The organism is Streptomyces nanshensis (assembly GCF_001751255.1).
GTDB classification, from domain to species: domain Bacteria; phylum Actinomycetota; class Actinomycetes; order Streptomycetales; family Streptomycetaceae; genus Streptomyces; species Streptomyces nanshensis_A.
The window spans coordinates 1-3,275 of sequence record NZ_LJGW01000608.1 but is presented as its reverse complement, the minus strand read 5'-3'; the positions used below and the strand labels follow the sequence as shown (position 1 = coordinate 3,275).

General features: G+C 74.6%; 4 protein-coding genes. 2 read left to right on the top strand and 2 right to left on the bottom strand.

Translation table 11 applies throughout. The features are described 5' to 3' along the window. Nucleotides 1-415, bottom strand: a 415-nt coding sequence (locus tag AN218_RS30190; RefSeq protein WP_141747760.1) for a carotenoid oxygenase family protein, incomplete at its 3' end; no start/stop codon positions are given. Nucleotides 416-1,224: 809 nt separating this feature from the next. On the opposite strand from AN218_RS30190, the gene AN218_RS38830 reads away from it, so the two are divergent. Next, nucleotides 1,225-1,554 (top strand): phosphotransferase, encoded by a 330-nt coding sequence (locus AN218_RS38830; RefSeq protein WP_216311827.1) that lies wholly within the window; start codon nucleotides 1,225-1,227, stop codon nucleotides 1,552-1,554. Nucleotides 1,555-1,625: 71 nt separating this feature from the next. On the opposite strand, the gene AN218_RS30180 is transcribed toward AN218_RS38830, so the two are convergent. Next, complete coding sequence (locus AN218_RS30180; protein ID WP_070020223.1) at nucleotides 1,626-2,555, bottom strand: NmrA family NAD(P)-binding protein; 930 nt, start codon at nucleotides 2,553-2,555, stop codon at nucleotides 1,626-1,628. A 103-nt stretch (nucleotides 2,556-2,658) separates the two neighbouring features. Between AN218_RS30180 and AN218_RS30175 the strand changes: the two genes are divergently transcribed. Next, on the top strand, nucleotides 2,659-3,246 hold the full coding sequence (locus AN218_RS30175) for a TetR/AcrR family transcriptional regulator (protein ID WP_070020222.1): 588 nt from the start codon (nucleotides 2,659-2,661) through the stop codon (nucleotides 3,244-3,246). Nucleotides 3,247-3,275: the final 29 nt, after the last annotated feature.

Sequence of the window (3,275 nt, the reverse complement as noted above, 5' to 3'; positions counted from 1 at the left end):
GCCGCGGTGCGCGGGAGGCCGCGGTGCGCGGCCCGTCGGCACCGGCCTGGCCGCGCCGCGTCACTCCTGCGTCGGGAGCCACGTCCTGTGCAGTCCCAGCGGGACGCGGACCGGGCCCGGCGGCCTCCTCCGCGCGCAAAGCGGGGGTGCGGACGAAGCGGTTGCGGTAGCGGGCGCCGCCCTCGCTCAGCCGGACGCTGTGCAGCATCCCGTCACCGTCGATCGGATACAGATACGAACCGATCGGTGTGAAGCGGGGGTTGGGGCCGTTGCGGAGATACACCCCGTCCAGTTCGGGCGGCAGTTCGCCCTCCACGCGCAGCCCGGTCTCGTCCACCTCCTCGCCGACCGGCGCGAACCGGCCGCCGAGGTGCGCGACCCGGGTGGGGTCGAACCCGTCGGAGCGCGTGGTCATGGAAGCCTCCCGAGAGAGCCCGGCTCCCGCGGGCCGTGTGCCGGGGCGCCTCTCCCCAGTCGACGGCCGCCTGCGGAACGGCGCCACCCGGCGGCCACGGGCGGGCGTTTATTCGGGCGCGCACCGCGCCGCCGGGCCGTATCGTCGCCGCCGCGCCCCCCGGTCGGGCACCGCACCGTACCGACCGCACCGCACCAACTCCGCACCGCACGGCCCGAGGACAGTGCAGGACAGAACAGGAGAGGCCCCCGCGATGCCCACCCCGCCGACCGCCGCGCTCACCACGGCGACCACGCTGGCCGGGCCGTCGGCCGTCCTCGACTGCGTACGGCCGCTGGCCGGCGGCTCCCATGCCGCGACCTTTCTCATACGGACGAGCGGTCCACGGCGCGAGATGATCCTGCGCGCCTTCCCCGCCGACGACCCCGCGGCCGACAACGAGGAACGGGCGCTCACCGCGATCGGCACGCTGGACGGCCTGGCGCCGCGGCTGCTCGCGCGCAGCCCCGAGGCCGACGGTGACGGCGAGGGCGACGGCACCTCGTGGGTGCTGATCAGCCGCATGCCCGGCGCCGCGGACATCCTCCCGGACGACCCGCTCCCCTGGGCCCGGCAGCTCGGGCACGCCCTCGCCCGAATCCACTCCCGCGTACCGGACGTCGCCACCGGCCTTGAGACCGTCTTCGAACGCCGGGGAGGGCGGGGCCGGCTGTCCGGTCCGGCCGCACCGCTCGTCGAGGAGGCATGGGACGAGACGATCCGCACCGCGCCGCCGGTGCTGACGCACGGCGACTACCTAGTCGGGGAACGTGGTCTGGGACGGCGGCGTCCTGAGCGGAGTCGTCGACTGGGAGGGCGCCTGCCGCGGACCGGCCGGGTACGACATCGGCTGGTGCCGCTTCGACCTGGTCCTGCTGTACGGGGAGGACCTCGCCGACGTCTTTCTCGCCGCGTACGAACAGGCCCGCGGCATCCCGCCGGTCGAGCCGCGGCTGTGGGACCTGTGGACGCTCGCCCGGTCGCACCGGGGCGTCGAGTCCTGGGTCCCCAACTACCGCGATCTGGGCCGCGAAGACCTCACGGCGGCGGAACTGCGGCGGCGGCACACGGCGTGGACGGACGAACTCCTCGCGCGGTAACGGCACTTGGCGTTCGGGGCCGCCGGGCGGCCGACGGCACATGCGCGAAGCACGCCCCCGGCCCCGACGCGTCAGACCGTGGGCCGCAGATGTTCCCGCGCCCACTCCTCGAAGCCCGTCAGCGGGATACCGAGGGCTCTGGCGTCGCGGGGACGGGCGGGCTGGCCCGCCACGTTCAGCCACTCGTGCGAGGCGCCCATCGGGGGCATGCCCGCGGCGAGGGCCTCCTCCTCGGTCATGTCCGGTGCGGCGAGCGGGGTGTCCAGGACGCGGGAGAGGACCGCGGCGATCTCCGTCATCGACAGATGGTCGCTCGCCAACTCCAGCTCGATTCCGGTGAATCGGTCCGGTGCGGCGAAGGCCGCGGCGGCGGCCGCGCCGATGTCGTGCACCGCGACGAGGGACAGCCGGGTCCCGGGGCGCAGGACGCTCACCAGTCCGCCTTCGATGCCTCGCGGGAAGAGGAACGCCATGGACGGCAGGAAGTTCTCCATGAAGAAGCCCGGCTTCAGCAGCGTCCAGTGCGGGAAGTCCGCCACGCGGACGCGGTCCTGGACCGCGCTCTTGGCGTTCAGCGAGGGTTCCACGGCCCACCGGCCCGGTGCCCAGCCGGGAGCCTCGGTGTGCGCTCCGGCGCCGGTCACCGAGGTGTGCACGAACTGCCGTACGCCGGCGGCCTTCGCGCCCTCGACGAGGTTGACGCCCTGGGCGACCTCACCGTCGAAGTCGAAGCCCTCCGCGGTGAGGGCGGGCATCTGCACGGAGAAGACGCCACGCGCGCCCTCGGCGGCGCGGATCACGGAGGGACGGTCGTGGAGATCGCCGGTGACGACTTCGGCGCCGAGCGCCTCGACGTCCTTGGCGCGGGCGGTGTCGGGGTCGCGTACGAGGGCCCGTACGGGAACGCCCGTCGCGAGCAGGGCACGGGCGGTGGCACCGCCCTGGCGGCCGGTGGCGCCGGTGACCAGAACGGGCGCGGTGTCTGCGGGGTCTGTGGACATGGGGCTCCTCGGGAAGCCGGGCGAAGAGAAACGGCGGGGCCCGCCGTTTCTTCTCCGCTAAGATACGGCGGGGCCCGCCACTTAACAAGCCGGAGGTGACGCGATGCCCGGCAGCAAGCGCGCGGACGCCCGTCGCAACTACGCGCGCATCCTCGCCGTCGCCGAGGAGGAGGTCGCCGCTCAGGGCGCCGGCGCCTCGCTGGAGCACATCGCCCGTACCGCGGGCGTCGGTTCTGGGACCGTACGGCGGCACTTCCCCAGCCGCCGCGCGCTGCTGGAGGCGGTCTCACGGAAGCGGATCGAGGCGCTGGCCGCACGCGCCCACGAGTTGACCGGCGAGCCGGCCAGCGCGAAAAGCAGCGGGGACGCCCTGCTGGAGTGGTTGGACGAGGTCGTCGCCTACTGCGTCTCCGCTCGCGGACTGGCCGCCGCACTCTCCTACGACGACGCCGGTGCCGACCCGGTGCACGGGAACTCCTGCGCGGCGGCGCTGGAGGAGGCGGGCGGACCGCTGCTCCGACGCGCCGCGGACGACGGGGTGTTGAGGCCGGATGTGACCGTCGCGGATCTCATCACGCTGATCGTCGGCATCGCCCTGGCCACCGAGCACCACCCCGAACCGGCCGCTCAGGCGGAGCGGCTGTTCCGGCTGGCGGTGGCGGGGCTGGGCCCGGCCGGGGCCCGCGCCTGAGCCGCGGCGACGCGACGTACGCCCGCCCG